General features: G+C 63.9%; 21 protein-coding genes and 1 pseudogene. 9 read left to right on the top strand and 13 right to left on the bottom strand.

What is annotated here, in order from left to right; all coding sequences use genetic code 11:
* The first annotated feature begins 137 nt into the window (after nucleotides 1-137).
* Together parE and EJ074_RS28150 are read left to right on the top strand one after the other, a co-directional pair.
* On the top strand, nucleotides 138-2,192 hold the full coding sequence (gene parE / locus EJ074_RS28155; protein ID WP_095807277.1) for a DNA topoisomerase IV subunit B: 2,055 nt from the start codon (nucleotides 138-140) through the stop codon (nucleotides 2,190-2,192).
* 43 nt (nucleotides 2,193-2,235) lie between these two features.
* Nucleotides 2,236-4,308 carry an FUSC family protein gene (locus EJ074_RS28150; RefSeq protein WP_095807228.1) on the top strand — a complete coding sequence of 691 codons (2,073 nt, stop codon included), beginning with the start codon at nucleotides 2,236-2,238 and terminating at the stop codon, nucleotides 4,306-4,308.
* A 78-nt stretch (nucleotides 4,309-4,386) separates the two neighbouring features.
* Here EJ074_RS28150 and EJ074_RS28145 read toward each other — a convergent pair whose 3' ends face one another.
* Nucleotides 4,387-5,508, bottom strand: a complete 1,122-nt coding sequence (locus tag EJ074_RS28145; protein ID WP_095807227.1) for a DUF2336 domain-containing protein — start codon at nucleotides 5,506-5,508, stop codon at nucleotides 4,387-4,389.
* Between the two features lie 150 nt (nucleotides 5,509-5,658).
* On the opposite strand from EJ074_RS28145, the gene EJ074_RS28140 reads away from it, so the two are divergent.
* Both EJ074_RS28140 and EJ074_RS28135 read left to right on the top strand, forming a co-directional pair.
* Nucleotides 5,659-6,111 carry a MaoC family dehydratase gene (locus EJ074_RS28140; protein WP_095807275.1) on the top strand — a complete coding sequence of 151 codons (453 nt, stop codon included), beginning with the start codon at nucleotides 5,659-5,661 and terminating at the stop codon, nucleotides 6,109-6,111.
* Nucleotides 6,111-6,992, top strand: coding sequence for a CoA ester lyase (locus EJ074_RS28135; protein WP_095807276.1), 882 nt, complete (start codon nucleotides 6,111-6,113; stop codon nucleotides 6,990-6,992). The genes EJ074_RS28140 and EJ074_RS28135 overlap by 1 nt, the downstream gene beginning before the upstream one ends.
* A gap of 11 nt (nucleotides 6,993-7,003) precedes the next feature.
* Here EJ074_RS28135 and EJ074_RS28130 read toward each other — a convergent pair.
* The 3 genes and pseudogenes from EJ074_RS28130 to EJ074_RS28120 all read right to left on the bottom strand — a co-directional run.
* Nucleotides 7,004-7,132 (bottom strand): annotated as a pseudogene (locus EJ074_RS28130) (isoprenylcysteine carboxylmethyltransferase family protein); the annotation flags it as partial.
* 18 nt (nucleotides 7,133-7,150) lie between these two features.
* Nucleotides 7,151-7,759, bottom strand: a complete 609-nt coding sequence (locus tag EJ074_RS28125; RefSeq protein WP_095807226.1) for a flavin reductase family protein — start codon at nucleotides 7,757-7,759, stop codon at nucleotides 7,151-7,153.
* Nucleotides 7,760-8,344, bottom strand: a complete 585-nt coding sequence (locus EJ074_RS28120) for a nitroreductase (protein WP_095807225.1) — start codon at nucleotides 8,342-8,344, stop codon at nucleotides 7,760-7,762.
* A 161-nt stretch (nucleotides 8,345-8,505) separates the two neighbouring features.
* On the opposite strand from EJ074_RS28120, the gene EJ074_RS28115 reads away from it, so the two are divergent.
* A complete protein-coding gene (locus EJ074_RS28115; protein ID WP_095807224.1) occupies nucleotides 8,506-9,471 on the top strand; it encodes a hypothetical protein in 966 nt (321 codons plus the stop codon).
* A gap of 164 nt (nucleotides 9,472-9,635) precedes the next feature.
* Here the strand turns inward: EJ074_RS28115 and thrS are convergent, their stop codons facing one another.
* From thrS to EJ074_RS28095, 4 genes are all read right to left on the bottom strand, one after another.
* The gene (gene thrS, locus EJ074_RS28110) at nucleotides 9,636-11,609 is read right to left on the bottom strand and encodes a threonine--tRNA ligase (RefSeq protein WP_095807223.1); all 1,974 of its coding nucleotides are present in this window, start codon (nucleotides 11,607-11,609) and stop codon (nucleotides 9,636-9,638) included.
* A gap of 144 nt (nucleotides 11,610-11,753) precedes the next feature.
* Complete coding sequence (gene blaOXA, locus EJ074_RS28105; protein WP_095807222.1) at nucleotides 11,754-12,563, bottom strand: class D beta-lactamase; 810 nt, start codon at nucleotides 12,561-12,563, stop codon at nucleotides 11,754-11,756.
* A gap of 141 nt (nucleotides 12,564-12,704) precedes the next feature.
* Entirely contained in the window at nucleotides 12,705-13,079 is a 375-nt protein-coding gene (gene yidD, locus EJ074_RS28100) for a membrane protein insertion efficiency factor YidD (protein ID WP_095807221.1), read from the bottom strand.
* 537 nt (nucleotides 13,080-13,616) lie between these two features.
* Nucleotides 13,617-14,063, bottom strand: a complete 447-nt coding sequence (locus EJ074_RS28095) for an iron-sulfur cluster assembly scaffold protein (protein ID WP_095807220.1) — start codon at nucleotides 14,061-14,063, stop codon at nucleotides 13,617-13,619.
* Between the two features lie 240 nt (nucleotides 14,064-14,303).
* Here EJ074_RS28095 and folE point away from each other — a divergent pair, with 240 nt between their 5' ends.
* The 3 genes from folE (at nucleotide 14,304) to EJ074_RS28080 (ending at nucleotide 16,610) form a co-directional block, all read left to right on the top strand.
* Nucleotides 14,304-14,930 carry a GTP cyclohydrolase I FolE gene (gene folE, locus EJ074_RS28090; RefSeq protein ID WP_095807219.1) on the top strand — a complete coding sequence of 209 codons (627 nt, stop codon included), beginning with the start codon at nucleotides 14,304-14,306 and terminating at the stop codon, nucleotides 14,928-14,930.
* 168 nt (nucleotides 14,931-15,098) lie between these two features.
* Entirely contained in the window at nucleotides 15,099-15,557 is a 459-nt protein-coding gene (gene hisI, locus EJ074_RS28085; protein WP_095807218.1) for a phosphoribosyl-AMP cyclohydrolase, read from the top strand.
* Between the two features lie 84 nt (nucleotides 15,558-15,641).
* Nucleotides 15,642-16,610, top strand: coding sequence for a patatin family protein (locus EJ074_RS28080; protein WP_095807274.1), 969 nt, complete (start codon nucleotides 15,642-15,644; stop codon nucleotides 16,608-16,610).
* A gap of 25 nt (nucleotides 16,611-16,635) precedes the next feature.
* Here the strand turns inward: EJ074_RS28080 and recJ are convergent, their stop codons facing one another.
* The 5 genes from recJ to EJ074_RS28055 form a co-directional block, all read right to left on the bottom strand.
* Entirely contained in the window at nucleotides 16,636-18,420 is a 1,785-nt protein-coding gene (gene recJ, locus EJ074_RS28075; RefSeq protein ID WP_095807273.1) for a single-stranded-DNA-specific exonuclease RecJ, read from the bottom strand.
* Between the two features lie 143 nt (nucleotides 18,421-18,563).
* Nucleotides 18,564-19,547, bottom strand: a complete 984-nt coding sequence (gene glpX / locus EJ074_RS28070; protein ID WP_095807217.1) for a class II fructose-bisphosphatase — start codon at nucleotides 19,545-19,547, stop codon at nucleotides 18,564-18,566.
* A 154-nt stretch (nucleotides 19,548-19,701) separates the two neighbouring features.
* Nucleotides 19,702-21,015: a homoserine dehydrogenase gene (locus EJ074_RS28065; RefSeq protein WP_095807216.1), complete on the bottom strand. Its 1,314-nt coding sequence runs from the start codon at nucleotides 21,013-21,015 to the stop codon at nucleotides 19,702-19,704.
* Nucleotides 21,016-21,064: 49 nt separating this feature from the next.
* Nucleotides 21,065-22,282: an LL-diaminopimelate aminotransferase gene (locus EJ074_RS28060; protein WP_095807215.1), complete on the bottom strand. Its 1,218-nt coding sequence runs from the start codon at nucleotides 22,280-22,282 to the stop codon at nucleotides 21,065-21,067.
* Between the two features lie 47 nt (nucleotides 22,283-22,329).
* Nucleotides 22,330-22,680, bottom strand: coding sequence for a hypothetical protein (locus EJ074_RS28055; RefSeq protein WP_245420405.1), 351 nt, complete (start codon nucleotides 22,678-22,680; stop codon nucleotides 22,330-22,332).
* 150 nt (nucleotides 22,681-22,830) lie between these two features.
* Between EJ074_RS28055 and phaC the strand changes: the two genes are divergently transcribed.
* Nucleotides 22,831-24,666 (top strand): class I poly(R)-hydroxyalkanoic acid synthase, encoded by a 1,836-nt coding sequence (phaC, locus tag EJ074_RS28050; protein WP_129553928.1) that lies wholly within the window; start codon nucleotides 22,831-22,833, stop codon nucleotides 24,664-24,666.
* Nucleotides 24,667-24,759 lie beyond the last annotated feature (93 nt).

Here is a 24,759-nt window from a genome sequence, read left to right as displayed (position 1 = left end):
TATTTCCGGCGGCTTGGTTATCGAATGGTTTTAGAATAAGAGAGACTTTGAACCCTGAACGGAACAGGAACTCGTTCGCCCGCCAAAAGCGTGGCAGTATCGAGCAGTGATTCGCAGTACCGGACTTAATGGCCAGCATGGACGACACCAGCGATCTTTTCGGCAATCGTGAGAAGCAGCCGCAGCAGGTGCGGGCGCCGTCGCGCCCGGCCGATCCGCTGGTGCAGGCCGCCAAGCGTTCGAGCGCCGCCCGCGACAGCAGCGACAGCTACAGCGCCGCCGATATCGAGGTGCTGGAGGGCTTGGAGCCCGTCCGCCGGCGGCCCGGCATGTATATCGGCGGCACTGACGACAAGGCGATGCACCACCTGTTCGCCGAAGTCATTGACAATTCGATGGACGAGGCGGTTGCCGGCCACGCCACCTTCATCGACGTCGAGCTGTCGGCCGACGGCTTCCTGACAGTCACCGACAATGGCCGCGGCATCCCGGTCGATCCGCACCCGAAATTCAAGAAGCCGGCGCTCGAAGTCATCATGACGACGCTGCATTCGGGCGGCAAGTTCGACTCCAAGGTCTATGAGACCTCCGGCGGCCTGCACGGCGTCGGCGTCTCCGTGGTCAACGCGCTGTCGGATCACCTCGAGGTTGAGGTCGCGCGCGGCCGTCAGCTCTATCGCCAGCGCTTCTCGCGCGGCATTCCGGTGAGCGGGCTGGAGCAGCTCGGCGAGGTGCACAACCGGCGCGGCACCAGGATCCGCTTCCATCCCGACGAGCAGATCTTCGGCAGGGGCGCCGCCTTCGAGCCGGCGCGCCTTTACCGCATGACGCGCTCGAAAGCCTATCTGTTCGGCGGCGTCGAGATCCGCTGGACCTGCGACCCGTCGCTGATCAAGGAAAAGGATCAGACGCCGGCCAAGGCAGAGTTCCATTTTCCCGGCGGCCTGAAGGACTATCTCAAGGCGACGCTGGGCGACGAGTTCCAGGTCACGCGTGAGGTTTTCGCCGGAAAAAGCGACAAGCAGGGCGGCCACGGCTCGCTGGAATGGGCGGTGACCTGGTTCGGCGGCGACGGCTTCCTCAACTCATACTGCAACACCATCCCGACCGCCGAAGGCGGCACGCACGAGGCCGGCTTCCGCAATGTGCTGACGCGCGGCCTGCGCGCCTATGCCGACCTCATCGGCAACAAGCGCGCCTCGATCATCACGTCGGAAGACGTCATGATCTCGGCGGCCGGCATGCTGTCGGTGTTCATCCGCGAGCCGGAGTTCGTCGGCCAGACCAAGGACAGGCTGGCGACGATCGAAGCGATGCGCATCGTCGAGACCGCGATCCGCGACCCGTTCGACCATTGGCTGGCCGACAATCCGCAGGAAGGCTCCAAGCTTCTGGAGTGGGTGATCGCTCGCGCCGACGAGCGCGTGCGCCGTCGCCAGGAAAAGGAAGTTTCGCGCAAGACCGCTGTGCGCAAGCTGCGCCTGCCGGGCAAGCTCGCCGACTGCACCCAGAATGCCGCCGCCGGTGCCGAACTGTTCATCGTCGAAGGCGACTCGGCCGGCGGTTCCGCCAAGCAGGCACGCGACCGCGCCAGCCAGGCAGTGCTGCCGCTGCGCGGCAAGATCCTCAATGTCGCCAGCGCCGGCAACGACAAGCTTGCCGCCAACCAGCAGATCTCGGATCTGATCCAGGCGCTCGGCTGCGGCACGCGTTCGAAGTATCGCGACGAAGACCTGCGCTACGACCGCGTCATCATCATGACCGACGCCGACGTCGACGGCGCGCACATAGCCTCGCTCCTGATCACCTTCTTCTTTCAGGAAATGCCGAATCTCGTTCGCGGCGGCCATCTCTACATGGCGGTGCCGCCGCTCTATTCGATCCGGCAGGGCGGCAAGGTCGCCTATGCGCGCGACGATGCGCACAAGGACGAACTGCTGCGCAGCGAATTTACCGGGCGCGGCAAGGTGGAGATCGGCCGCTTCAAGGGCCTGGGCGAGATGATGGCCTCGCAGCTCAAGGAAACAACCATGGACCCGAGAAAGCGCACGCTGCTCAGGGTCGATGTGATCGATGCCGAGGACGCGACCAAGGACGCCGTCGACGCGCTGATGGGCACCAAGCCCGAGGCGCGCTTCCGCTTCATCCAGGAACGCGCCGAGTTCGCCGAGACGGACGTGCTGGATATCTGAGCGCCGACCGGTCCATAACAGGCTCCGCGACGGAGACTTGGACGTGACCTGGACGCGGCTGAAAGAGCTTGCCAAGACACCGCTCAACGGACTGACGCAGCCCACGCGCTCGGACTGGATCTTTGCCCTGCGCACGGTTTCGGCAGGGCTGATCGCGCTGCTTGCCGCCTACGCCCTCAAGCTCGACCATCCGCAATGGGCGATGATGACGGTGTTCATCGTCGCGCAGCCCGTAGCCGGCATGGTGCTGGCGAAAGGCTTCTATAGGCTGCTCGGCACGCTGGCCGGCGGCCTTGCCGCCGTCGGCATCACGTTGCTGTTCGGCACCAATCCCTGGCTGCTGGTGACGATGCTGGCGCTTTGGATCGGCGTCTGCACGCTCGTCTCGTCCCTGCTGCGCAATCCGGAGGCCTATGGCGCCGCCCTTGCCGGCTATACGGCCATGATCATCAGCTTGCCGGCCTTTGGGCAGCCGCATCTCGTCGTCGATCTCGCCGTCGCCCGCTGCGCCGAAATCGTGCTGGGCATCGTCTGCGCCGGCGTCACCAGCCGTCTGATTCTGCCGAAGCTGGCGGCCGACGCCATCATATCCAGGCTGAAGCGCAGCATCCTCGATCTTGCCGAGTATGCGGGAGGCGCGTTTTCGGGCGGCGTTCCAGCAACCCTCGCCGCCCTGCAGCGCAAGCTGATCACCGATGCCCAGACGCTCGCCGAGATGCGCACCTATGCGCGGCTGGAGGCGCCAAGCTTCGCCACGCGCGCCCATCCGGTGCGGCGCACCATCGGCCAGCTTCTGTGGGCACTCTCCGCGGCCCGCGCGCTGCATACACATGCCGCGCCGAAGAACGCCGCGCTCATCCCTGTGCGCAGCGAGTTGAAGGCCTTGGTCGGCGAACTGGCGGCGACGGACGCGCTCGACGACACCGCCCGTTGGGTGGCGCGGCTCGATGCGATCGCGGCCAAGGCGCTGGAGACGCCCACCACGCCTGCCGATCCCGGCGAAGACAGGGTCGGCACCATCACCCGCCTCACCATCGCCGCCGATTTCGCCCAGGCGCTAAGCCAGGTGATGCGTGGGCTGGACGCGCTTCGCTCTCCCGTCGCCAAGCCTTCCCGCGGGCGGCGGCAGCCGGCGCTGGTGGTGCACCGTGACTATCACGCCGCCTGGCGCAATGCCGTGCGCGCCGCCCTCGCCACGCTTCTGGTGACTGCCTTTTGGCTGACGACCAAATGGTCGGAAGCCGCCGGCACCGTCATTCTCGTTGCCGTCGTCTCGAGCCTGTTCGCGTCGCGTCCCGATCCGGTCCAGTCGGCCTGGGGCTTCTTCACCGGAACGGTGCTGGCGTTGCCCTTTGCCTTTCTCGTCGGTCAGATCGCCCTGCCGGCGCTGCCCGGCTTTGGTTGGTTCGCGCTCTTCGTGGTGCCGATCATGGTGCCGGCCGCGCTCGGCATGGCCACTCCGCGCCATGTCGGCGTCGCCACCGCCTTCGCCATCAACTTCCTCGCCTTCCTCAGCCCACATCAGTCGATGACGTACAACCCCGGCCCGTTCCTCGCCGGATCGGCCTCGATCCTGGTCGGCATCCTGATTGCCATCGGCGTCTTCATCGCCGTGCTGCCGGCCGACCCTTGGGGCACCGTGGAGCGCATCTTGCAGGCGATGCGCGAGGACCTGGCGCGCCTTTGCCTGCATGAGCGCATTCCCCGGCGTTCGGCCTTCGAAAGCCTTGCCTACGATCGGATCAACCAGTTGATGCCACAACTGCAGCGAACCGGCCGAAAAGGCGATCCGATTTTGGGCGGCAGCATCGCAGCCGTCACCATCGGGCTGGAAGTGCTGCGGCTGCGCCAAGCGCAAGCGAACGCCGCGGTGCCGCACGAAACGGTCGAATCCATCGGCACCTTCCTGCGCGGTCTGGCGCGCGAACTGCTGTTCAGGCGGCAAGGCGAGCCGCAGACTGCGATCATAGCCGTGGCAAGGCAGTACGCGGCCGGCATCGCCGATCGCAGCGACCGGCCCGAAATGCTGCAGGCCGCGGCCTCGCTGCGCATTATCGCCGCGGCGATGGAGGACTATCCGGACTTCTTCGCCAAACCAATCCCGGGAAAAACGTGAAACGGTTAGCCTCGGCGCCTTCGGCGTAGCCCCCCGTCCTGAATTGCGTCAACAAAGTGACAGGGCCGAGCCTGACGGCTACGCCGCCGCTATGGCGAGGGCATGGCCGCGCGCGTTCTCGCGCAGCGCGTCGAGGTGGATCGACTTCACCAACCCGACCAGATCGCCCTCGGCCGATTGCCCGCCGAGTTCCTTCAGCATCAGCCAACTCACTTCCTGCACACCGGCGACGCGCTTGCCATTGGCGACCTCGCGCCAGACCTTCAGCGCGCGCAGGATGATGCCATGCGTGGCGGCGGCGAGGCCGGCGCTGCGGAACAGCGCTTGCAGCGCCACGTCATGCCCACCCGCCAGCAGCGCTCTCACCCGCTGCTCGGATTGCTGGGCCAGCGCCACCAGCGCCGAGCCGAAGAAATCCACCTTGCCATGGGCGATGGTGCGGATGATGAAGCTTGCGGTGAGATCGCCGCGCAGCCGCAGATGCTCGATGAGCGCGCCATGTTCCTCCGCGCGCGTACCCTCGATCAGGGTCACGGATGCCTTCACGCAAGCGTCGCGCGTCACCCGGTCGGCGCGCGCCGCGCCCATCAACGCTAGAACCAGCGGCGAACCCTTGAGCGTCTCGCCGAGCTTGACCAGCAGCATGTGCCGGCAGTCGGCGGGGAGCCGCGCATCGGCAATCATCGCCTCGCGCACCAGCGGCAGGTGGCCATGCCGTTCGGCCATGCGGCGAAAGCTCAGCGAGGCGATGTCGGCACCGCTGTTGGCGATCAGCGCGGCGCAGGCCTCCGGCTCGCCGATCTCGGCGATCGCGGCAGCGAGCGGCATCGAGACGACCGGGCGGTTGGCGATCAGCTTCTGCGTCGCCTTCCGGCCGCAGGCGACGCGATCGATGAGGTCGGCATCTGTAAGCAAGGGCGAGCGGGCAAGGACGAGCGCGGCCACTTCCGGCTGGTCGGAAGCCAGCGCGCTGATCACCTGCAGCGGCGCATGATGGCTCATCGACAAGGCTTCGGCGAGGGCCTGGCGAACCTTCGACGAGGCATCGTCGAGCAGCAGCGTCAGCGCCGCCTCGGCCGCACACCGGTCCTCGAACGGCAGGTCGGAATTGATGTAGGCGCGGGCTAGCGCGCTTGCGGCGGCAGCGCGCTCCGAGACCCTAGCCGTATCGATCCACCTCAGAAAATGCGAAACAACCATGCGGTCTTCTTGCGCCCCTTGCCGGAAGTCCCCGACCCCAATGGAAACGGTATGCCGGAAATGGTTTACGAACCGTTCACGATGTTTATTAACTGGCTTGCGGGGGCGACGGGCAGCGCTTATCCAACGCTGACCAGCGGAGGAAACGACATGGCCGGGCTTTACCTCGAGGAGTTCGTCGTCGGTCACACGTTCCGGCACACCCTGCGCAAGACCGTCACCGAGAGCGACAATATGCTGTTTTCGGTGATGACGCTGAACCCGCAGCCGCTGCACATCGATTTCGACTTTGCCGCGAAAAGCGAATGGGGCAAACCCCTGGTCAATTCGCTGTTCACGCTCGGCCTCATGATCGGCATTTCGGTGAACGACATCACTGTCGGCACCACGGTTGCCAATCTCGGCATGAAGGAAACGGTGTTTCCGCACCCTGTCTTCCATGGCGACACCATCCGCGTCGAGACCACGGTTGTCTCGACGCGCGAATCCAAATCGAAGCCGGACCGCGGCATCGTCGAATTCGAGCACCGCGCCTATAACCAGGATGATGTTCTCGTCGCCAAATGCACAAGGCAAGCGATGATGCTGAAGAAGGCCGCCTGATGCGCTCGCTGCTTTTCGTGCCTGGGGATTCGGAACGCAAGCTGGAAAAAGCATTCGGATCCGCCGCCGACGTGGTCATCGTCGACCTCGAGGATTCCGTCGCCTTCGCCAACAAGACAGCGGCCCGCGCGGTTGCAGCAAGTTTCATCTCCGGCCAAAGACGGCAGACAAGCTCAGCCATTTATGTGCGGGTCAACGACCTGTCGACCGGCCTGACCGACGACGATCTTTCGGAGCTGGTTCCGGTGAGGCCCGACGGCATCATGCTGCCGAAGTCGAACAGTGGTCAGGATGTCCAGCAGCTCGCGGCAAAGCTCAGGGTGCATGAAGCCGAACACGGTCTGCCCGACGGAGGGATAAGAATCCTGCCGATCATCACCGAAAGCGCCGCCGGTGTGCTTGCGGCGGCGAGCTATGCCGGAGCAAGCGCGCGCCTGTCCGGGCTGACCTGGGGCGCCGAGGACCTGTCGGCGGCAATTGGCGCACGCGCGGCACGCGACGAGAACGGGCACTACACTGACGTTTTCCGGCTGGCGCGCGCCATGACCATCCTGGCGGCGGGAGCGGCGGAAATCGTCGCTGTCGACACGATCTTTCCCGATTTCCGTGACATGGCTGCGTTGGAGGCCGAATGCCGCGAGGCCGAACGCGACGGCTTTACCGGCAAGATGGCGATCCACCCCGCGCAAGTGCCGGTCATCAATGCCGTCTTCACCCCCTCGGCCGAGGCGATCGAGCGTTCGCGGGCGATCGTCGACGCCTTTGCGGCGGCCGGGAATCCCGGTGTGATCGGCATCGACGGCAAGATGTATGATCGGCCGCATCTTCGTTTGGCCGAACGGCTGCTGGCTCGCGCCAGGGCCGCGGGCATGTCTGCGTGAATCCAACTCCGCTACCAGCTCATCGGGATCACCCGGTAGCGAACATTCGCCGCGTAGTCGTCGTAGCCGCGCAGGCCGGTGCGCAGCGTCTTTTCTTCGATCGGGATGCGAATTGCGAGCAGCGCAATGAAGACAAGCATCGTGCCGTGCCCGGGCGGCTAATCCTTTCCCCAGCGCGGCCGGCGCATCGAAAATATCTCGTTGACGCTGGCATAGTCCATATAGCCGAGGCGGGCGACATTGCCGGCCCTGACGATGTCGAACTGGCCGTCTTTGAGATAGGCATCGTCGATGTGAACGCCAATGACCTCGCCGGCAACGACGATGGCGCTGGTCTGCGAACCGTCCAGCGCCTTTGGCCGCAGGATTTCCGTCACCCGGCATTCCAACGCGGCCGGCGCCTCCGCCACGCGCGGCGGCGCAACCAGGCGCGATGGCGCCATGGCGAGATCGGCGTAGCCGAACTCGCTGACGCCGCGCGGCGCATCGACCGCCGTGCGGTTCATCTTTTGCGCCAGCTCGCGGCTGACGAGATTGGCGACGAACTCGCCCGTCTCTTCGGCGAAAGTGGCGCTGTCCTTCGCGCCTTCCGATGAGAACCATACGATGAAGGGGCGTGTCGAAAAGGCATTGAAGAAGGAATAGGGCGCGAGATTGATCTCACCCGCCCTATTCAACGTCGAGATCCATCCGATGGGGCGCGGCGCGACGATCGCCTTCGACGGATCGTGCGGCAGGCCATGCCCCTTCGAAGGCTCGTAGAACATCTATCCGACCCAGGGCCCGCAATAGTCGGCGTAGAGCCTCGCCGGATCTGGCCGGGGCCGTTCCGGCGCGGGGCCCTGGTAGGAGCCGATATGAACGAAACCGACGACGCGCTCCTGCGGCGACAAACCGAGGATCGCCCTGCCCTCGGCAACGTCGGAATACCAGTTGCTGATCATGTTGGTGCCATAGCCTAGCGCATTGGCCGCGATCATCAGATTCATAGCCGCCATTCCGCCCGACAGGAACATCTCCCATTGCGGGATCTTAGGATTCTCCCGCGGCACCGAGACCACGCCGATCACCAGCGGCGCGCGCGAGAAACGCGCCAGTTCCTGATTGCGGCGGCCTTCGGTCAGTGGCCCTTCCCGCTGCTCGGCAAGTGTCGCGAGCTTCCTGCCGATCTCGTTCCGCGCCTCGCCGCGATAGAGGATGAAGCGCCAGGGCTCGAGCCTGCCATGGTCCGGCACCCGCGAAGCGGCGGCGATCATTGTAGCGATCTCCGCATCGCTCGGCGCCGGCTCCTTGAGGTCCGGTATCGGCGCGGAATTGCGGCTCAGCAGGAAGTCGATGATGGGCGACGCCATGGGCGGAAGTCTCCTGAATTCAATTTTGAGCTGAAGCGCGCCATCGGGAGGTCGGGCGGCTCGGGCATTGACGCAGTATGCGCCGGACAAAAGAGCCGTTGGTGGGAGCCCCGAACTCTTAAGCCTTGAAATTGCCACCGCCTTAAGCTTCAACGCAAGGCATGTTTGAGGGGACTCTGCGCCTTTTCGTGATCGGGCTCATCGCCGCGCTGTTCGCGGTGCCGTTTTCCTTCGCGCTGGCACAGAACGCCAATGAAGTCGACAAGCTCAAACTGCCGGGAATTTCGAGCTATGCGACGCCGAAGAGCGAGGGATCGCTGGCCCGCGGCAGCGGCGGTGCCATCACCCTCTCTGCCCAGTTGACCGACAAGGGCGCCGATATCGGCCGCGGCGTGGTCTGGCGGGTGTTCAGGCCCGAAGCTGCCGGCGACGGCAAGCTGCCGATGGTGGCATCCGCCCATGGCGGCACGGCGGTGTTCCAGCTCGACCCCGGCAGCTATCTGGTGCATGCCTCCTACGGGCGTGCCGGCGCCACCAAGCGCATCACGGTCGGCAAGGAGCCCAAGCGTGAGAACGTCGTGCTCGACGCCGGCGGCCTCGAGCTCGACGCCGTGACCTCAGGCGGCGCGCATATCGCACCGAAGAAGCTGCGCTTTGCGATCTATGAAGGTCAGGCCAAGCCCAATGGCGACCGAGCGCTGATCATTCCCGATGTCGAGCCGAACACGGTGGTGCGGCTGAACGCCGGCACTTACCACGTCGTCTCTACCTATGGCGCGGTGAACGCCGTGATCCGCTCGGACATCCGCGTCGAGGCCGGCAAGCTGACGCAAGCCACCGTCGAGCACCGCGCGGCTGAAATGACGATGAAGCTGGTGCGCGAGGCCGGCGGCGAAGCGATTGCCGATACGTCCTGGTCGCTGCTCAACGAATCCGGCGACCCGATCAAGGAAGCCGTCGGCGCCTTCGCCTCGATGGTGCTGGCCGAGGGCCAATACACCATCATCGCCAAGAACCGCGACCGCATCTACCAGAAGGATTTTGCCGTCGTGGCCGGCCAGAACCAGGAAATCGAGGTTTTGGCCAATGAATCCTCCGCCATCGATCCGGAGGAAGGCGCGGACTAGAGCAATCCCAGGAAAAGTGTGAAACGGTTTTCCGTCCGGAATTGCGTCAGAACAAGGCCACCGAGCGGTCTGCCGTTTCCCTGAAACGGTGAACCGCTCCAGCCCCGCCGGGCGCAAATGGCGGTGGCGCATGCCACCGCCATCCGAGCAGAAGTCTTGGGAATTCAGGCGGCGCGGCGCCTGCGGTCCGGAGAGATCGCCTCGTCTGCCAGCGATTTCACTGCGTCAGCGAGCTTGAGCGATTCCTGGTCGCGGGAGCCGAGCCGGCGCATGTTGACCGTCTCTTCTTCCGCCTCGCGCTTGCCGCAGACGAGGATGACCGGAACCTTGGCCAGGCTGTGCTCGCGCACCTTGTAGTTGATCTTCTCGTTTCGCAAGTCGACCTCGGCCAACAGGCCTGCGGCCTTCAGCCGGTCGACGACCTTCCTCGCATAATCGTCGGCATCGGAGGTGATTGTCGCCACCACCACCTGCAGCGGTGCGAACCAGAGCGGGAAATGGCCGGAGTAGTTCTCGATCAGGATGCCGAGGAATCGCTCCATCGAGCCGCACACCGCGCGATGCACCATCACCGGCTGCTTCTTCTCCGAATCCGAGCCGATGTAGAAGGCGCCGAAACGCTCCGGCAGGTTGAAGTCGACCTGCGTCGTGCCGCACTGCCATTCGCGGCCGATGGCGTCCTTCAGCACATATTCGAATTTCGGGCCGTAGAAGGCGCCCTCGCCCGGGTTGATCGAGGTCTTGATGCGGTTGCCGGAGCGCGTGCGGATCGTCTCCAGCACGTTGCTCATGATCGCCTCGGCATGGTCCCAGGCCTCATCGGTGCCGACGCGCTTGTCCGGCCGCGTCGACAGCTTCACGCTGACTTCGTCGAAGCCGAAATCGGCATAGGTCGACAAGATCAGGTCGTTGATGCGCAGGCACTCCGCCGCAAGCTGCTCCTCGGTGCAGAAGATATGCGCGTCGTCCTGGGTGAAGCCGCGCACGCGCATCAACCCATGCAACGCACCCGACGGTTCGTACCGGTGTACATTGCCGAACTCGGCAAGCTTTACGGGCAGTTCGCGATAAGACTTCAACCCATGCTTGAAGATCTGCACATGGCCGGGGCAGTTCATCGGCTTCAGCGCGAAGACGCGGTCGTCGTCAGTGTCGTCGCCGGCGACGGTGACCTTGAACATCGCGTCGCGATACCAGCCCCAGTGGCCTGAGGTTTCCCACAGGCTCTTGTCCAGCACCTGCGGCGCATTCACCTCCTCATAGCCGTGCTCGTCGAGGCGGCGGCGCATGTAGTTGACCAGGTTCTGGAATATCCTCCAGCCCTTGGCGTGCCAGAAGACGACGCCCGGTCCCTCTTCCTGGAAATGAAACAGGTCCATCTCGCGGCCAAGCTTCCGGTGATCGCGCTTTTCGGCCTCCTCGAGCAGCGTCTGGTAGGCATCGAGCTGCGCCTGGTCGGCAAAGGCCGTGCCATAGATGCGCGTCAGCATCGGATTGTTGGAATCGCCGCGCCAGTACGCTCCCGCCACCTTCATTAGCTTGAAGGCGTTGCCGATCTGTCCGGTCGAGGCCATGTGCGGTCCGCGACACAGGTCGAACCAGTCGCCCTGCGCGTAAATCTTCAGGTCCTGGTCTTCCGGGATGGCGTCGATCAGCTCGATCTTGTAGCGCTCGCCCTTGTCGGCGAAGACCTTCTTCGCCTTCTCGCGCGACCAGACCTCCTTGGTGAAGGGTTTGTTGCGCTGGATGATCTCGCGCATCTTTTTCTCGATCGCCGGGAAATCGTCCGGCGTGAACGGCTCGTTGCGCGCGAAATCGTAGTAGAATCCATTCTCGATGACCGGTCCGATGGTCACCTGCGTTCCCGGCCACAATTCCTGCACGGCCTCGGCCAGCACATGGGCTGCGTCGTGGCGGATGAGTTCCAGCGCACGGGGATCGTCGCGGGTGATGATCTCGACCTTGCCGGACTTGCCGAGCGGATCGGAAAGATCGCGAAGCGTGCCGTCGATGGCATAGGCCACGGCCTTCTTGGCCAGCGACTTGGAGATCGACTCGGCGAGACCGGCGCCGGTCATCGCCGCGTCATACTCACGCATGGAACCATCGGGAAATGTCAGGGAAACGGAATTCAGCATCAGAGTTCTCCTATCCAGTCCCGCAAACGAGCGCGGGTGGTGAATTGCATGTCGCGCGAATGTGCTGAGCCATGCAGGGCCGGAGGTTCCGGCGGCGCAGTCTTTTATGGGCAGATTCCGGCGCCGTAAAGTCGCGAGCCGGCTCTATTTGATGAGAGCGGGCAAATCCTTCAGGAAAGCGGCCCGGGTAGCGGGGCCCTTCGGCATATTGCCGCGCGTGGCATCGGCGACCAGCCGGGCGAAGACGATCCGGCGGCCGTCCTTCTCGGCCCAACCGATGAACCAGCCGAGCGACCGCTTGCTGCTGCCAATCCTCGTGGTGCCGGTTTTGCCCTGGACGGTCCAGTCGCCGGCGTTGAAGCTTGGGATGATCGCCCTGGCCAACTCTTGGGCCTTGGCGGACGCCGGCATCTTGCCGGCGAGCAGGCTGCGCAGAAACGCCGCCTGCTCCACCGGCGAAATTTCGAGCGAGGAATCCACCCAGGAATTGGTCAGGCCGTCATTCTTGCCGGCGCTGCCGGAGACATCCGCATTGCCGTAGCCGAACTTCGACACATAGCCGGCGAAGCGATCGGCGCCGAGCCGGCGCGTGATCTCGCGGGAGTACCAGATGATGGAATCGCGTTCCCAGATGATCGGGTCGACCGTTTTCTGGTCCCGTTTCACGGCGTTGAACTCGGCCTTGTAGTCCCAGCTCGGCGTATGCTCGTCGCTGAGGATTCCGGAATCGTAGCCCATCAAGGCCAGAGGCACCTTGAAGGTGGACGCCGGGCTGGCGCGCTGGTCGCAGATCCCGTCCTGGTACAGCGTCGCCCCGCTTTCAGCATCCTGGATCAGCGTGCAGTGAATGTCCGCAAGAGGTGCGGACTGCGCCCGCATCGGCAGACCCAGCATCCAGGCCAACAGGAAGAGAACGACAGCAAAAATAAAGGGATAGCGGTCCATCTGGCGCATGCGAATCTCACTCCTGGCTGGGATTACCCAGCGCGGCTTAGCGAGGCGCCTTGTCTCGATTTTGTCTCAAATTCGCAGTGTTTGTGCAGATCGATGTTAAGCCTAACAGAGCGTAAAAACGCCCCAGCGAAAGGTCCCCAGCTAAGCGTCCCTTTCGCCGCGCTTCTTGCCGATCTGCCAGTAGCGCCATGGCATGAACCAGACATAGCGTTGGGCAAGCGTCTCCGGCACCCGGTCGATGCCATGGGATCCGAATGGTCCGCAGCGCGAGACCCGAAATAGGGCCATCCAGCCGCCGGCCCATAGACCATGGCGGGCGATCGCCTCATGCGCGTATTCGGAACAGGTCGGCAGATGCCGGCAGCTGTTGCCGACAAAACCGGAGAGCGTCAGCTGGTAAAGGCGCACGAGCGACGTGCCGAGGACGCGGCCCGGCGTCTTGCGCCAGGGCCCCGGCCAGTTGCGTCCGCGCTGGATGGGCCGGGCGCCATGCGCATGTCCATGGTGGTCAGCCAACCGCTTTGCTCCGCAGCGCGTTTCGCTGCGCGATAGATGTGGGCTTCGGGCCGGGAACGCAAAGCTCTTTTGCCCTTATGGCCTGGAGCTGCCGATCGACTCCTACTTTGGCTGCGCGCTGGACAACGTATCTCGGGAATCGAACGTGACGACCATTTCGCGCCAGACTTCATAGCTATCGGCATAAACCGCCAATCCGGTGAAGGGTGCGCATCGGACAATTGATCGAACCGCGCTATCATTGAATCTCTTGTCCTGCAGGGCTTTCGCAGGATTGAGTACTCTTGGCGATCCCGCTAGCGAACCATCCCGATTCAAACTGATTTGGACACGCGTGACCACAGGCCCGCCGTCGGCCGGGAGAGCCCAGCAGCCAGCCAGCTTGTTAGAAAGGTAGACGCCAGCTTTCTGCATCGCAGCGCTCTCTGCACTTATCGCAGAGCTGTTCAGTACTACCGAAACAGTAAGGCCCAAGGCTGCCATCAACCAACGCAAGCGCTTTCTCCGTGATGGTTAGCTCAAAAGCCGAGTGAAATATCAAGCCGCCTGTCCGGCGCGCTTCTTCTCGATCTGGCCGATCGCGTCGACCACCGCGTCGAAGGTCAGCATGGTCGAGGCGTGGCGCGCTTTGTAGTCGCGCACCGGCTCCAGATATTTCAAGTCGGCGAAACGGCCTTCCGGCGGCGCGCCGTTCTCCTTCAGCATCTTCAACATCGTCTCGCGCACCGCGCGCAGCTCATCGGCGTTAGCGCCGACAACGTTGCGGGCCATGATCGAGGACGAAGCCTGGCCGAGCGCGCAAGCTTTCACGTCATGAGCGAAGTCGGTCACGACATCGCCATCCATTTTCAAGTCGACGGTGACGGTCGAGCCGCACAATTTGGAGTGCGCCCTCGCGGTCGCATCGGGGTGGTCGAGCCGGCCGATGCGCGCGATATTTCCAGCAAAACCAAGAATTTTCGTGTTGTAGACTTCGTCGATCATATTTTTCCGGTCCGTCGCCGCCGAGCGAACAGGCTTTGCCGTTCTTGCGTCTTCCTTTCGCTGGGCACGACCATATATAATGCTGGCAGCCGGGCATCGACAAGGCAACCATAGGCCGCCGTCCTTGCTCACTCTGTTCACGCCGCTTACGGGCTGGAAACGGGCGAGTTTCTAACACCCGAAAGGTCGTGGTCCGTTCAACTCGTTCCTCCTGAGAGGGGAACTACGGGAGACGCCTTTATGGATGCCGTCATCAAGAAACTCATGCCTGCTTCGTCCTACATGGAAAAGCCGGTCACCGATCGCCCAAGCGAGGCCGAGGTCGAGGTCGCTGTGCGCACGTTGCTGCGCTGGACCGGCGACAATCCGGACCGCGAAGGCCTGGTCGATACCCCTAAGCGCGTCACCAAGGCGTTTCGTGAGATGTTCAACGGCTACGACATGTGCCCGGCCGAGGAACTCGGCCGCACTTTCGAGGAGGTGGCCGGCTATGACGATCTCGTCATCGTCAGGGATATAAAGTTCCACTCGCACTGCGAGCACCACATGGTGCCGATCATCGGCAAGGCGCATGTCGGCTATCTCCCGGATGGCAAGGTCGTCGGCCTCTCCAAGATCGCGCGCGTCGTCGACATCTTCGCCCATCGCCTGCAGACCCAGGAAGCAATGACGGCGCAGATCGCCGGCGTCATCCAGGACGTGCTCAACCCGCGCGGCGTCGCCGTGATGATCGAGGCCGAGCATATGTGCATGGCCATGCGCGGCATCCGCAAGCAGGATTCCACAACGCTGACCTCGACGTTCACGGGTGTCTTCAAGGATACGCCCGAAGAGCAGGTCCGCTTCGTGACCATGGTGCGCAATTAGGCGCGCCTGCGCTCACCTGCAAAAGGCGTAGCCTCGATCGAAAATGGTGGTTTGCGGCCTTCGGAGCAGAGCGTATTTGTAGTACGCGAGCACCGGAAGCGCAGGACGCCGCCATTTCGCAGGCCTCGCCGGATATCAGCACGCCTTCAAATCAGACAAGGACCGGCGATGTCGGCACTGCAGTTTTCCGAAGCTCCAAAGGACAAGAAAGCGCTGGAGGAAGGTACCGCACTTTCTCCGCGCTTCGACGCCGCCGGCCTCGTCACCGTGGTCGTCACCGATGCCGGCGACGGCATGCTATTGATGGTCGCCCACATGAACGCGCAGGCGCTGTCTCTGACACTTGAAACGGGCATCGCCCATTACTGGTCGCGCTCGCGCAACGCTCTGTGGAAGAAGGGCGAAACCTCGGGCAATTTCCAGCACGTTGTCGAGATGCGCACGGATTGTGACCAAGACGCGATATGGTTGCGCGTGAAAGTGTTGGGCCACGACGCAACTTGTCACACGGGAAGACGTTCCTGCTTTTATCGGACGGTGGGGCTCAACGACGGCAAGGCGGTGCTTGCCGACGATGGCAGCAAGCCGCTGTTCGATACTGAACAGACGTATCGGAAGCCGGTGTGAACCATTCAATATTCACCAACCACTCATATTCACTATTCTCAAACAACCTTCCTGTAGAAGGGATGTGGGACAAGGGAGATCATGATGCTCGAATGGGCGTCATTGCGCAGCAGACCTGACGTTCAGGAGGCCAACGGCCCTGCATCGTCCGGCGGCGTGCCCGACCCGAAGTCGGCGAAGAGGATGGGCATTTCCCTGGCGCTCGGCGGCGGCTGCGCCCGCGGCTGGGCCCATATCGGCGTGCTGCGCGCCTTGGACGAAGCCGGCATCGAAGTGTCGATGATAGCCGGCACCTCGATCGGGGCGCTTGTCGGCGGCTGCTATCTTGCCGGCAAGCTCGACGAGCTGGAAGAGTTCGCCAGGAGCCTGACCAAGCGCCGCATCTTCGGCCTCCTCGATTTCAATCTGCGCGGCAGCGGCCTGTTCGGCGGCATGAAGCTCGACGCGCGTTTGCGCGAGCATCTGACGGGCACCCGCTTCGAGGATCTGTCGAGGCCGTTCGTCGCCGTCACCTCTGAAATCCGCACCGGGCACGAGATCTGGCTGTCGAGCGGCTCGCTGATCACAGCGATGCGCGCATCCTACGCGCTACCCGGCGTATTCGAGCCGGTGACTTGCAACGGCCGCGTGCTGGTCGACGGCGCGCTGGTCAATCCGGTGCCGGTATCGGTCTGCCGCGCCTATGAACAGCCGCTGGTGGTGGCGGTTAATCTCCACTACGACCTGTTCGGTCGCGCCGCGGTCATCAAGCACAGCGCCGGCGAACTCGTCATCGAAAACGACGCGCCGAGCAGCGCGGGCCTGTCCGAGCACCAGGCGCATCACACACGTCTCGGCATCACCGGCGTCATGGTCGAGGCCTTCAACATTATTCAGGATCGGATCTCGCGGGCCAGAATGGCCGGCGATCCGCCCGACATGTCGTTGCAGCCGAAGCTCAGCCACATCGGCCTCACCGAGTTCCATCGCGCCGACGAGGCCATCCGTCTCGGCTACCAGGCGACGATGGCGCAGATCAGCGAGCTGACCCGCCTGCAGTCGGTCCTGGCCTGATCGCAACCCCGCCCGAGCATTGTTGTCAGGCGAGCACCGCATCGGTGATGCGGAACTGCACTGTGCGGTTCCCGTTCCAGTGGTTCGCCGAAAGAGATCCGGCAACATGCACCGTCTTGCCCCTGTTCCTGAACAGGAATTCGCCAAGCAAAGTATCGACGGCGCGAAAGGCCATCGCCTGGATACGGCCGCCACTTTGCGAGATCAGTTCGGCGCGGATGTGATTGGTGCCGACCGGCCGCGCATCGGCCAGCCTGTGCCGCGGCAGCGCGAAAACCGGCGCTGCGTGCCCGGCCCCGAAAGGTCCGGCCCTTTCCAGCTCATCGATCAGATCGAGCGTTGCGCCTTCGGCGGCGAGCGCGCCGTCGATGGCCAGGCTCTCCTCATTCTGCAGCCGGAAGACATCCGCGGCCGCATGCTCCTCGAAAAATGCCCTCAGCGCACCGAGCTTTGCCCGCTCGACCGTGATGCCCGCCGCCATGCCGTGGCCGCCGCCCTTGACGATCAGCCCGGCCTCGGCGGCCGCGCGCACCAGCCGGCCGAGATCGAAGCCGGACACCGAGCGGCCCGAACCGGTTCCCACGCCGGTGGAATTGAAGGCAACGGCGAATGCCGGCCGGCGCGAGTGCTCCTTCAGCCGGGAAGCGAGCAGTCCGACGATGCCGGGATGCCAGCTGTTGCTGGCGGTGACGACGATGGCCGGGCCGCTGCCGCCGGCAAGCTCGGCGTCGGCTTCGGCGCGGGCTTCGGCCAGCATCTCCAGTTCCATCTGCTGCCGTTCCTGGTTGAGGCGATCGAGCGTCTCTGCAATGCTTGCCGCCTCGACGGGATCGTCGGTCGCCAGCAGCCGGCTGCCCAGCGCCGCATCCCCAATACGCCCGCCGGCATTGATCCGCGGCCCGATCAGATAGGCGAGATGGAAGGTGTTGATCGGCTCGCCGATACGCGAGACCCGCGCAAGCGCTGCCAGCCCTTCGCTCTTCTGCTGGCGCGCCACCTGAAGCCCCTTGACCACGAAGGCGCGATTGACGCCGGTGAGCGGGACGACGTCGCACACCGTCGCCAGCGCGGCGAGGTCGAGCAGTGAGAGCAGATCGGGAGGCGTTCTGTCCGGCAATCTCTCGCGCAGGACCTTCGCCGTCTGCACCAGGCAAAGGAAGACGACACCCGCGGCGCAGAGATGCCCCTGCCCGGACAGATCGTCTTCGCGATTGGGGTTGACCACGGCATCCGCAGCCGGCAGCGGCCCGCCGACCTGATGATGGTCGAGCACCACCACATCGGCACCCGCCTGCTTCGCCGCATCGATTGATGCGGCGCTGTTGGTGCCGCAATCGACGGTGACGATCAGCTTCGCGCCGCGCGAGATGAGCTCTCTTATGGCCTCCGGGTTGGGGCCATAGCCTTCGAAGATCCGGTCTGGGATGTAGATCTCGGACGGCACCGAAAAATGCGTAAGAAAGCGCTTGAGCAACGCCGACGAGGCCGCGCCGTCTACGTCGTAGTCGCCGAAGATGGCCACCTTCTCATGGGCCACGATTGCGTCAGCCAGCCGCGCGGCCGCCTTTTCCATGTCCGTCAATGAGGCTGGGTTAGGCAACAACTCGCGGATGGTCGGATCGAGAAAGCGCTCGGTCTGTTCCACGGCGACGTTGCGCCCGGCCAGAACGCGCGCCACGATGTCGGGCACGCCAAAGCCCTGCGCGATGGCAAGCGCCGTCATGTCCTGCCGCTCAGTCAGCCGATGTTCCCAGCAAACACCGTTGGCCGACTGCCTGACATCGAGGAAGAAACGCCTTTCGCCCGTCATTCGGCGCGCCGTCTGCATAGTGTCATGCATGCGATATCAATATGCGACGACCGGAGCAATTCCGCGAATGGGGCAACTCCAGGAAAACTGTGAATCGATAGCCCCGCCCGCAACAGCGCCAAAGGGCCCCCGGCCGGACGAAATCAAAACTTCTCCAGATCCTGGTGGCGTGCCTTGATCTCGCGCACGGTGCGCGAGGACGAGCGCAGCACGATGGTATGGGTGGTGATGAAGGTGCGGCCGAACCTGACGCCATCGAGCAGATTGCCGTCGGTGACGCCCGTCGCCGCAAACAGCACATCGCCGCGCGCCATATCCTGGACGCGATAGATCCGCGTCGGATCGGCAATGCCCATCTTTTGCGCCCGCTCGACCTTCTCCGGCGTATCGAGCAGCAGCCGGCCCTGCATCTGGCCGCCTGTGCAGCGCAACGCGGCCGCCGCCAGAACGCCTTCCGGCGCCCCGCCGGTGCCGAGATAGATGTCGATCCCGGTCTCCTCCGGATCCGTCGTGTGGATGACGCCGGCGACGTCGCCGTCGCCGATCAGCCGGATCGCGGCACCCGTGGCGCGCACGGCCTCGATAAGCCTGGCATGACGCGGCCGGTCGAGGATGCAGGCGGTGATCTCGGACACCGCCACGCCCTTGGCCCTGGCAAGATTGGCGATGTTTTCGGCCGGTTCCGCGTCGATGTCGATGACACCCTCGGCATAACCCGGCCCGATGGCGATCTTGTCCATATAGACGTCCGGCGCAAACAGCAGACTGCCCTTCTCCGCGATGGCGATGACGGCGAGCGCATTGGGCAGGTTCTTGGCGCAGATCGTCGTGCCCTCGAGCGGATCGAGCGCGATGTCGACAGCCGGACCGTTGCCCATGCCGACCTCTTCGCCGATATAGAGCATCGGCGCCTCGTCGCGCTCGCCCTCACCGATCACCACCGTGCCCTTGATGGCGAGTCGGTTGAGCTCCTGGCGCATCGCATCGACCGCCACCTGATCGGCCGCCTTTTCGTCACCACGGCCGCGCAGCCGAGCTGCGGCGACCGCGGCCCGCTCGGTAACGCGCACCACCTCCATGGTGAGGATTCGGTCGAGTCCGGCTGCGAAGTTCTGGGCCATGTTCATGAACGGGTATTCCTCGTTGACTGTTCGCTTCGAGCAATTCCGGACGGAAAGCCGCTAAACACTTTTCCTGGAATTGCTCGCACCTCCCGCCAGGGGCGCGCTTCTTCTGTCAAAGCTCTGTGACAACGGCAAGACTTGCCGGATCAGAGGCAGATCATTCCGCTCGCTCGATGCGGATCACCTGCGGCTTGTCGGTCAGATGGCCGTCCTTGGTGACACCCTCGACGGCCTTGCGGACGGCGGCTTCCGTCGTCTCGTGGGTGACGAGTATGACCGTCTTCTGCGCCTCGGTTTCCGGCCCGGCGGCCTGCTGGACGATCGATTCCAGCGAAATGTCGTTATCGGCCATGCGTTTGGCGATCGCCGCGAAGACGCCGATCCGGTCATGCACGGTGAGGCGGATGAAATAGCCGCCGGCATGGCTGCGCATCTGGGCTTTCTTGTATGGCTTCAGCTCCTTCGCCGGCCAGCCGAAGACAGGCCCGTGCTGGAAGCCCGGCCGGCTCTTGGCGATGTCGGCAATGTCGCCGACCACCGCCGAGGCGGTGGCATTGCCGCCGGCGCCGGGACCCGAAAGCAGCAGCTCACCGAGAATGTCGGTCTCGATCGCCACCGCGTTGGTGACGCCATGCACCTGCGCGATGACCGACGCCGTCGGCACCATGGTCGGGTGCACGCGTTGCTCGATCCCGCTCTCGGTGCGCTGCGCGACGCCAAGCAGCTTGATCCGGTAGCCGAGATCGGCCGCCGCGCGGATGTCGGCCTGGGTGATGTTGGAGATGCCTTCCAAATAGATGTCATTGGCGGCGATCTTCGTGCCGAAGGCAAGGCTGGTCAGGATCGACAGCTTGTGCGCCGTGTCATGCCCCTCGATGTCGAAGGTCGGATCGGCCTCGGCATAGCCGAGCCGCTGCGCATCCTTCAGCACGGCGTCGAAGGAGATACCTTCGGCCTCCATGCGGGTCAGGATATAGTTGCAGGTGCCATTGAGGATGCCGAAGACGCGCGTCACCGCATTGCCGGCCATCGCCTCGCGCATCGTCTTGATCACCGGGATGCCGCCGGCCACCGCCGCTTCGTAGTTGAGCAGCACGCCCTTCTTCTCGGCCGTCTCGGCTAGTTGCACACCGTGCTTGGCGAGCAGCGCCTTGTTGGCGGTCACGACGTGCCGGCCGGCATCGAGCGCCGCCTTGACCGAGGATCGCGCCGCCCCCTCGTCCCCGCCGATCAGCTCGACGAAGACGTCGATCTCGGCCCTTTCCGCCATCTTGACGGCATCGTCGAACCATTCCGCGGTGCTGAGATCGACGCCGCGGTCGCGCTTCGGATCGCGGGCCGACACAGCGGCGACGACGATGTCGCGTCCGCACTGACGGGTGAGCTCGGCCGCCTTGTCGCGCAGCACACGCGCCACCGACGCGCCAACCGTGCCGAGACCGGCGATTCCAACACGCAGCGCTTCAGCCATGTCCGGCGACGTCCCTCAAAAATAAACTGGTCGTGAATATCAGCCGAACTCACCGGTGAGCGGCAAGCGGCACCACATTGTTGGGCTGCTTGGCGGTCGATGCCAGGAAGCGCTTGATGTTACGCGCCGCCTGGCGGATCCGGTGCTCGTTCTCCACCAGCGCCAGGCGCACGAAGTCGTCGCCGTGCTCGCCAAAACCGATGCCGGGCGCCACCGCCACATCCGCATGCTCGATGAGCAGCTTGGAGAACTCGAGCGAGCCGAGCTGGCGAAACTGCTCCGGGATCGGCGCCCAGGCGAACATCGATGCCGCCGGCGCCGGAATGGTCCAGCCGGCGCGGCCGAAGGAATCGACCATCACGTCGCGGCGCTTGTGATAGACCTCGCGCACCTCGGCAATATCGGCACCGTCGCCGTTGAGCGCATGCGCCGCCGCCACCTGGATCGGCGTGAAGGCGCCGTAATCGAGATAGGATTTGACCCGCGTCAATGCCGCGATCAGGCGTTCGTTGCCGACCGCGAAGCCCATGCGCCAGCCCGGCATGGAGAAGGTCTTCGACATCGAGGTGAACTCGACGCAGACGTCGATCGCGCCCGGCACCTGCAGCACCGACGGCGGCGGGTTGCCGTCGAAATAAATCTCCGAATAGGCAAGGTCGGACAGGATGATGATGTCGTTCTTCTTGGCGAAGGCGACCACGTCCTTGTAGAAATCGAGCGAGGCGACCAGCGCCGTCGGGTTCGACGGATAGTTGAGGATCAGCGCCAGCGGCTTGGGGATCGAATGGCGGATGCCGCGCTCGAGCGCCGGGATGAAGCCGTCATCCGGCTCGACTTGCAGTGAGCGGATGACGCCGCCCGACATGATGAAGCCGAAGGCGTGGATCGGATAGGTTGGATTGGGGCACAGCACGACGTCGCCCGGCGCGGTGATCGCCTGCGCCATGTTGGCGAAGCCTTCCTTCGAGCCAAGCGTCGCCACCACCTGCGTGTCTGGGTTGAGCTTCACGCCGAAGCGGCGCTGATAATAGTTGGCCTGGGCGCGGCGCAGACCCGGAATGCCGCGTGAGGAAGAATAGCGATGCGTGCGCGGATCGCGCACCACTTCGCACAATTTGTCGACGATGGCCTTCGGCGTCGGCAGGTCCGGATTGCCCATGCCGAGGTCGATGATGTCGGCGCCGCGCGAGCGGGCGCTGGCCTTCAGCCGGTTGACCTGCTCGAACACGTAAGGCGGAAGCCGGCGGACCTTGTGAAATTCTTCCATGGGAGTTCCAGACGATCAAAGAGGCGCTTTCGGCGCGCGATATAAACCTAATTGCAGTTAGGGTCGAGGGCGGGATCGCATTTGCCTTCGATCTGTTTCAGGGCGTCGTCGCCGTGGGTCTTGGCCAGCGTGTTCAGATCTGTCTGGTTCGCGGGCTTCGCCCGACCCCCCTTGGAAAGCTGCGCCTGCTGGTCGGCCTTCAGCTGCGCGAGGTTCGCAGCGGTTTCTTCCTTGGTCAGTTGCTTGGCAGCCGCCCGTGGCGGGATGTTGAGGTTCGGATAGGTGCCGGTGTCCTTCGGTCCTTCCACGCCGGCGACCGCCGCCTGACGGCTGCCGCTGTCGCTGGTGCAGCCGCCGGCCGGCATCAGCGCGCACAAAAGCGCAGCCGTCATGGCCATGCGGCACAACGAACCGCTAGCGAGAAAAAGATACCGGCCGTTATTAATCGTCATATTGTTTTCCTGGCAGCCGGGCTAGAGCATGTTGGACCCGGTCAGATCTCGCATGATAATATGTCAGCAAAACGCTCCGGGAGGAACCCGCGAACCATGGCCAAGGCACCCGATTCGGGCAAAGCGGAAGATGACGGACCTTCGACCGTCGAGCAATATCTGGTGAAAGACCCCGAACGCTTTGCATTGAACATGGCGCGCATGGTCGAGCAGGCAGGCAAGGCCGCTTCCGCCTGGGCCGAGCCGCGCGAAAAGGGTGAGGTGCGCGACCACGTCGCCGAGCCCGTGGTCGACATGGTCAAGACGTTCTCCAGGCTGAGCGAATATTGGCTCGCCGACCCGCAGCGCGCGCTGGAGGCGCAGACGCGGCTCTTCGCCGGCTACATGACGGTCTGGGCAAATGCCATCCAGAAGGTCAGTCCGAATGCGGAGCCTACCGAGGATGCGGTCAAGCCGGAGCGCGGCGACAAGCGCTTCCAGGATCCGGAGTGGGGCCGCAACGCCTTCTTCGATTTCCTGAAACAGGCCTATCTCGTCACCTCGCGCTGGGCGGCCGACCTTGTCGACCATGCGGAGGGACTCGACGAGCACACCCGGCACAAGGCCAGCTTCTATGTCAAGCAGGTGTCCAACGCGATCGCACCGTCGAACTTCATTCTGACCAATCCGGAATTGTTCCGCGAGACGGTGGCCTCAAACGGTGAGAACCTGGTGCGCGGCATGAAGATGCTTGCCGAGGACATTGCGGCCGGCAAGGGCGACCTGAAGCTGCGGCAGGCGGATTACTCGTCCTTCGAAATCGGCAAGAACCTGGCGATGACACCCGGCAAGGTGGTCGGCCGCAGCGATGTCGCCGAGATCATCCAGTACGACCCGGCGACCGAGACCGTGCTGAAGCGGCCGCTGCTGATCTGCCCGCCCTGGATCAACAAATACTACATCCTCGACCTCAACCCGCAGAAATCCTTCATCCGTTGGGCAATCGAGCAGGGCCACACCGTTTTCGTCATCTCCTGGATCAACCCCGACGAGCGCCACGGCGCCAAGGGCTGGGAAGCCTATATCCGCGAGGGGCTGCAATATGGCCTCGACATCGTCGAGAAAGCCACCGGCGAGACCGGCGTCAACGCCATCGGCTACTGCGTCGGCGGCACTCTGCTGGCGGCAGCACTTGCCCTTTTGGCGCAGGAGGGCGACGACCGCATCAAGTCGGCCACCTTCTTCACCACGCAGGTCGACTTCACCCACGCTGGCGATTTGAAGGTGTTCGTCGACGAGGAGCAGGTCGCTGCGGTCGAACGGTCGATGAGCGAAAAGGGCTACCTCGAAGGCACCAAGATGGCGACCGCCTTCAACATGCTGCGCTCGGGCGACCTGATCTGGCCCTATGTCATCAACAACTACATGCGCGGCAAGGACCCCCTGCCCTTCGACCTGCTCTACTGGAATGCCGATTCGACCCGTATGGCCGCTGCCAATCATTCCTTCTACCTGCGCAACTGCTATCTCGAGAACAATCTCACGCGCGGCACCATGGAGCTTGCCGGCCGCACCGTCTCGCTCGCCGACGTCAAGATCCCCATCTACAATCTGGCCACGAAAGAGGATCATATCGCTCCGGCGCTATCGGTGTTCCTCGGCTCGCGCTATTTCGGCGGTGACGTCGAGTATGTGATGGCTGGCTCGGGCCATATCGCCGGCGTGGTCAATCCGCCCGCGGCCAAGAAGTACCAGTACTGGACCGGCGGCAAGCCGGTGGGCGACTTCGGCCAGTGGTTCGCCGCGGCGGTGGAGCATCCGGGCTCCTGGTGGACGCACTGGCAGCACTGGATCGAAACCCAGGAGGACGCCCGGGTGCCAGCCCGCAAACCCGGCAAGCGGATGAAAACCCTGGGTGATGCGCCGGGCACCTATGTGAAGGTGCGTGTGTAACGAATTGTAACGTCTGGTGAGTTGACGGCCTGCCAAAACAGGGCGAAATGGTGGCGTTAATCGTTTTCGCAGCCTCAATTCGCCTCCAGACGC

It is taken from the genome of Mesorhizobium sp. M3A.F.Ca.ET.080.04.2.1, assembly GCF_003952525.1.
In the GTDB taxonomy this organism is placed as follows: domain Bacteria; phylum Pseudomonadota; class Alphaproteobacteria; order Rhizobiales; family Rhizobiaceae; genus Mesorhizobium.
Note: the sequence above shows the minus strand (reverse complement) of the source record. Positions and strands in the feature narration are given on the sequence as shown.